This window comes from Propionivibrio sp. (genome assembly GCF_049316945.1).
Lineage (GTDB): Bacteria > Pseudomonadota > Gammaproteobacteria > Burkholderiales > Rhodocyclaceae > Propionivibrio.
On sequence record NZ_JBMOJE010000213.1, the window covers coordinates 1 to 5,126 of the forward strand.

At 51.4% G+C, this 5,126-nt stretch carries 6 protein-coding genes; 4 read left to right on the plus strand and 2 right to left on the minus strand.

Translation table 11 applies throughout. The annotated features are described in order from the left end of the window. Positions 1-737: 737 nt before the first annotated feature. A complete protein-coding gene (locus ACOYNV_RS25475; RefSeq protein WP_422902617.1) occupies positions 738-1,103 on the plus strand; it encodes a hypothetical protein in 366 nt (121 codons plus the stop codon). Between the two features lie 245 nt (positions 1,104-1,348). Here the strand turns inward: ACOYNV_RS25475 and ACOYNV_RS25480 are convergent, their stop codons facing one another. Together ACOYNV_RS25480 and ACOYNV_RS25485 are read right to left on the minus strand one after the other, a co-directional pair. After that, entirely contained in the window at positions 1,349-1,816 is a 468-nt protein-coding gene (locus ACOYNV_RS25480; protein WP_422902618.1) for a GNAT family N-acetyltransferase, read from the minus strand. Continuing rightward, a complete protein-coding gene (locus ACOYNV_RS25485; protein ID WP_422902619.1) occupies positions 1,785-2,087 on the minus strand; it encodes a DUF1778 domain-containing protein in 303 nt (100 codons plus the stop codon). The genes ACOYNV_RS25480 and ACOYNV_RS25485 overlap by 32 nt, the downstream gene beginning before the upstream one ends. A gap of 281 nt (positions 2,088-2,368) precedes the next feature. On the opposite strand from ACOYNV_RS25485, the gene ACOYNV_RS25490 reads away from it, so the two are divergent. From ACOYNV_RS25490 to ACOYNV_RS25500, 3 genes are all read left to right on the plus strand, one after another. Further along, positions 2,369-3,649, plus strand: coding sequence for a type II toxin-antitoxin system HipA family toxin (locus ACOYNV_RS25490; RefSeq protein ID WP_422902620.1), 1,281 nt, complete (start codon positions 2,369-2,371; stop codon positions 3,647-3,649). A gap of 1 nt (position 3,650) precedes the next feature. Continuing rightward, on the plus strand, positions 3,651-3,950 hold the full coding sequence (locus tag ACOYNV_RS25495) for a helix-turn-helix domain-containing protein (RefSeq protein ID WP_422902621.1): 300 nt from the start codon (positions 3,651-3,653) through the stop codon (positions 3,948-3,950). Between the two features lie 345 nt (positions 3,951-4,295). Next, complete coding sequence (locus ACOYNV_RS25500) at positions 4,296-4,886, plus strand: Uma2 family endonuclease (RefSeq protein WP_422902622.1); 591 nt, start codon at positions 4,296-4,298, stop codon at positions 4,884-4,886. Positions 4,887-5,126: the final 240 nt, after the last annotated feature.

Genomic DNA, 5,126 nt, shown 5'->3' on the forward strand with positions numbered 1-5,126 from the left:
CCCATCCTCATCCAGCTCGGGTTTGTTTGTCTGGATTTGAGCGGGCCATAACACCAGTCTTTAGCCACTTAACCGAAGTTTAACAAGCGGCAAAAAACATCTTTCTTAATCAACCAGTTACAGCGTACTGGTGTTTTATTTGATCATTTTGCTCGTAAATATGACTTTAGCTAGTGCACTTTGAAACCCCTGTGAATTAAATATTGCTCAATAGAACATCAATATCTGTAATTTTCCGAATTTTTTGGCGTGTCTTTCGCCAAAATCAGAATCTACCAGAGAAATTCTGATTATTTTATGGCACTACGTATTATTTTGGCACTACAAATCAATTTTTTAGGTATGCGAATTGGATAGTAACAAATAAACAATGGCTTGCAGATGTAACAACAGGGCAAAAACAGCGAAAATGACAATGGTTTGTTAAAGACCGGTTATGGCTGAAGTCTTTACAAAACGTGAGCAGAATACTCCGCACACTCCCCTCGCCCACTTGTGGGAGAGGGGTCGGGGGAGAGGGAGATTTCACCCTTGCCACGACGGAGCAGCCCTCTCCCACAAGTGGGCGAGGGGGAAAATCGGAGCGCGTCGCAGGGCTTTTTTGTTCCGGCTCGTCTGGCTTAGGGAGTGCAAATCTCGTTTGCGAGAGTGTGCCGATAGTTACATTGGTGCGCGTGCCACTTTGCTGGGCAAGGGAGACGCGGTGCAGCGCTTGTGCGGTAATTTGCAAGTCGACATTGCCAAAGCCCGCACTCTCTTTGGCTGCGGTGCCGGCGGTGTCGGTGAGCGAGGGCTTGCTGTTTTTGTGGAACTTGTTTGAAGGTGTGCCCAAGTTTTACCGGGTTGCCTATGAGCAAGGCGTATTGGGGGCTGACCGTGCCACATTGCTTAAGGCGCTGTTCTTTAGCAGTTCGTCACCTCTGCGCGGTGAAGCCGATAACTGGTTTTTACGTGAGCTGAGGGGTCGCTACGACATGCTTTTGCAATATGTGGCACGTCACCCCGGTTGCGACAATGCAGACATTGTTGCGGCCATCTCGTCCTTGTCTCCACAAGAAGGCAAGCAGGCGGGTGGCTACCTTAAAACCCTGACCGAGCGTTAACCGAAGTCGTCGCCATGTCTCGTATTGCCCAGGTTGGTTTTTGTGGGTCGGACTTCAGTCCGACTGTTGTGCTTTGCTTTTGTCGGACTGAAGTCCGACCTACACGAATAACCGATGCCTTGGAAGCCAATGTTTATGCGGGTCTTCAGGCGTCTATTTTGTTGATGTCCGGTTTTGCAGGGCGATTGCTGCGGTGGCGGATCAAGCACTATTTGTAACATTAGCCTATAAAAATTTGCGCGGATTTATATCGGCAAGATCAGATTTAGCGGATGATCTGCCATCAGCTCAAAGCCATATTTTTGATAGAAATCGACTGCGGAGAGCTTCGCATTGACCACTAGGCCAATACCTCCAACCTCTTTTGCGATGCGCGTCACTCGGTCAATGGCGTCGAAGAGCAAATGTTCACCGATGCCTTTGCGCCGATGTTGCATGGCTGTTGCCAGCCGCCCAAGGCGAAACACGGGAACCTTGTTCGGTAACCGCTTTCTGTACTGCGCGGGAAGGTCAGCGTTGACCAGTTCGGCCAGGCTAATAGCGTAAAAGCCAAGCACTTCTGTGCTTTTCTCATCGGCTACCGCCACAAAGGTCGATGAAACCCCCTTCTCTTTGTGTTGCCTGGCGGTCTGCGTCAGCCAACCGTTCAGGTCTGCGTCACCACAATCAAAGCCCTTCCTGTTATGCCTGTCGTTCAGCGGTAGAACTAGCATCGTTCTTTATCCCTTGATAACGGGCCTGCGCTTGAAGGAACTGCTCATTTCGCGGCGGCGGATTCTCAATCAGTTCGAGCAGTGCCAACGATTCCCTGCGAGTCAGGACAATTGTCGATTCGCTTTCAATGACTTTTTCCGCTTTTTCCAGAGCCGCTTGCACGACAAACTGGTTCAGCGTTGCGCCCACGATATCTGCCGCCATTTGCAGTTTTTCCTGCACATGGTCAGTAATTCTCGTGGTAAGGCGTTTCCCTGTGCGGGCGAGCATGGCAACCTCCTTGTTAGGCAATACGTCGGTGTCCCGAGTGTAGTTATGTGGTGTCATTTTGTCACCACTAATCTGCCAGTTCGTTGCATTCAAAAGCCTTATTGAGTCGAAGGTGGGCTTTGGTTGTGAATGCGCTGGGAGGACAAGTGCCAGTAGACCTCGTGCGCAAATTTAAATTTGCACACCCTTCAACGACTATAAATTCTGCTATTAAAATAGTTTATTTTTTGTCAATCCAATTATAATAAGCCTATTAAGATAATCTTATTATTAAGGTCTGCATGCGTTCGATTGTCGAGATTTTTATTGACGGACAATGGGTTCCAGCAGCGGAATTCACACCGAACGGTCGCTATAAGTCGACATTCGAATATCTGATCGGTTACGTATTCGCGGAAAACCCCTTACCGGTATCACTCTCGCTGCCGGTCAGTATGGCGCGGCTTGGCGTCGACGGGGAAAGCGGCGCTCCAGACTGCCCGGCGTTCCTGCTGGATCTTGTGCCGCAGGGGCGCGGACGGAAGCTGCTGGTGCAGGAGCTTGGGTTGAACGACAGCGAGGATCATGATTTGTTGTTGGCGCAGTACGGAGCATTCAATCCAGTTGGCAATCTTCGCCTCGATAGCGCAGTCGGGTTCTACTCGGACTGGCAGAAGCGCAACCCGAAAACCAGGAAAGATGGTTTTTATTTCGCGGACATCATCACCGGCAAGGAAGAGTTTCTTGAGCACATCTGGACGCACGCCATGTTTGCGGCAGGGACGACCGGAATTCAGGGGGCGGCACCAAAGTTCTTGTTGACTCAGAATGGTGAGGGGCTCTGGTTCGCGGACGCCGCGCTGCCAGATGTCGATGCCGCAAAGCACTGGCTTGTAAAGCTACCCCGTGGAGCGCATGAGACTGATTACGCCGTGCTGCGAAACGAAGCGGCTTACCTGCGTGTTGCGGCCCGTTGCGGCTTGCGTACCGGGGGAGAGCCGATGCATGCGGGAGATATGCTGTTTGTTCCCCGCTTCGATCGCTCTGTCCGGGCGGACGGGCTGCACAGGCATGCGCAGGAGACGCTGGCATCATTGGCCGGCGTGCGGGGATTCGGGATGCCGGTATCGATGTTCGCGCTTGTTGAGAGCTTCCGCCAGTATGTAACCAACCCGGTGCAGGAAATCGTTGAATTCATCCGCCGCGATGTGCTGAATCTGGCGATGAAGAATACCGACAACCATGCCAGAAATACATCTGTCCAGCGTCTGCCGGATGGTACGGTACAACTCACGCCGGTCTATGATTTCGCTCCCATGTATCTCGACCGTGAAATGATTATTCGCGGTTGTCGATGGCGTACGCCAGAAAAGCACGATATCGCTGATCTGGCCGAGATTGTCGAGACCTTGTGTCTGTCGGAATCAGAAAAGCGTGAGGTAACGATTGGTTTGCGGGATTTTTCAGGCCCGCTATCCCGTTTGTCCGAAATTATGCAGGATTGCGGGGTGGATCAGGCGGTGATCGAGTATTGCAAGCCCCATATCGATGCTCAATTTGAGCGGCTGCAGGGAGTGAAATGACATGGATCGACGCCGTAAACATATTGATCCGGAGATCGAGCGGGAGCTTCGCATCCGATTTTACGAGGACATCAAGGCCGGAAAACTGCCTGTCCCGGAAGCCGTCAGGGAAATGCGCCGGTTAAGCCGCCTCACGCAACCAGAGTTCGCCAAGCACCGAGGCGTTAGTTTCGGAGCGTTGAAACAGATAGAAGCCGGCGACGGAAATCCGACAATCGCAACGCTTCAGAAGATCGGCACTATCTTTGGGCTTGAGGTTGGTTTCGTTTTAAAACCAACGACGATTAACAAGAAAACGTAGCAGAGTCAGAAGGTTCTGTAGGTCGGCTGCACCCCAAGGGCCCGACCTACAAGGATTCATTGATTTTCTAACGGGGTATTGATGAACCGAGAAAACTCAGTTGGATGTGATGCCAATGTCGGAAGCCCTCATCCCCGGCCCTTCTCCCGCAGGGAGAAGGGTGCAAACCCCCTTGTATATCTCCGGGAGAGAGACGTAAGAACCGGCAGAACATCAACAGAGCCTGGAGATATATAGTTAAAATTTTGATCTAACAATCACTCCAAAAACTGGGCGCCCAAGTTGCTTGACAGCGATTTGCATGGGCCTAGGCTTTTTTGGTTAGTTATCGAATCGAGGTCAGCAATGGCACAACATCAGACTGTTCAGCACCCAATGGGGGCTGACGAATTCTTTAAATGGCTTGAAAAACAGGACAAGCGATATGAGCTTGTTGATGGAAAGCCGTTGTTGATGGCAGGGGCTAACATTGCTCACGACACTATCGTTATGAACGGAAGCAGGGTGTTTGGCAACCAATTACTGAATACGCATTGCCGGCCTCGCTCGGCAGATATCGCCATCAAAATTCCTGCTGGAAACATTCGCTATCCCGACCTAAGCGTGGATTGCGGGACGCCAGGCAGCAGCGACAAATCATCCGACAAGCCAACGCTCGTCGTTGAAGTGGCGTCGAAAAGCACCCAACACTTTGATGACGTGGACAAGCTTGAAGAGTACAAATCGGTTCCGTCGATGGAATATATCCTTCTTGTTGCAGCAGATGGGCCTCGTGTGCGCTTCTACTATCGCGACGAGATCAGGGTATGGCAAAGCCGGGCCATCATCGGGATGGATTCGCGCATAGAGATGGCGATTATTGGAGTTTCGATCACGTTGGGCGATCTGTACCACGGCCTTCAATTTGACGATGGTCTTGACAGCATTGACGCATGAACACCTCGGCAAACCCTGATGACATATTTTTGCTCCGCATTGTCTGGTTGCGGCCACAAAGCATTCGATGTCGATGCGCATTTTGTCGGATTTTGATGTGGTTTGTCTGGCTTTGCTGAGCGATTGATCTGCAACCTGGATCATGGGCGGCCTCGAGGCGATAGCAGGCCCTGCCGCCATCATGACGGCCTGCGCACCGTTGATGCGTGTTGAGCAGGATTAGATCAAGTGCAGTTCGAA

What these genes read in the sequence shown, in the direction of transcription:
- ACOYNV_RS25480 (WP_422902618.1), bottom strand. Translation starts at nt 1,816, where the DNA reads ATGCTAGTTCTACCGCTGAACGACAGGCATAACAGGAAGGGCTTTGAT.
- ACOYNV_RS25485 (WP_422902619.1), bottom strand. Translation starts at nt 2,087, where the DNA reads ATGCTCGCCCGCACAGGGAAACGCCTTACCACGAGAATTACTGACCAT.
- ACOYNV_RS25490 (WP_422902620.1), top strand. Translation starts at nt 2,369, where the DNA reads ATGCGTTCGATTGTCGAGATTTTTATTGACGGACAATGGGTTCCAGCA.
- ACOYNV_RS25495 (WP_422902621.1), top strand. Translation starts at nt 3,651, where the DNA reads ATGGATCGACGCCGTAAACATATTGATCCGGAGATCGAGCGGGAGCTT.
- ACOYNV_RS25500 (WP_422902622.1), top strand. Translation starts at nt 4,296, where the DNA reads ATGGCACAACATCAGACTGTTCAGCACCCAATGGGGGCTGACGAATTC.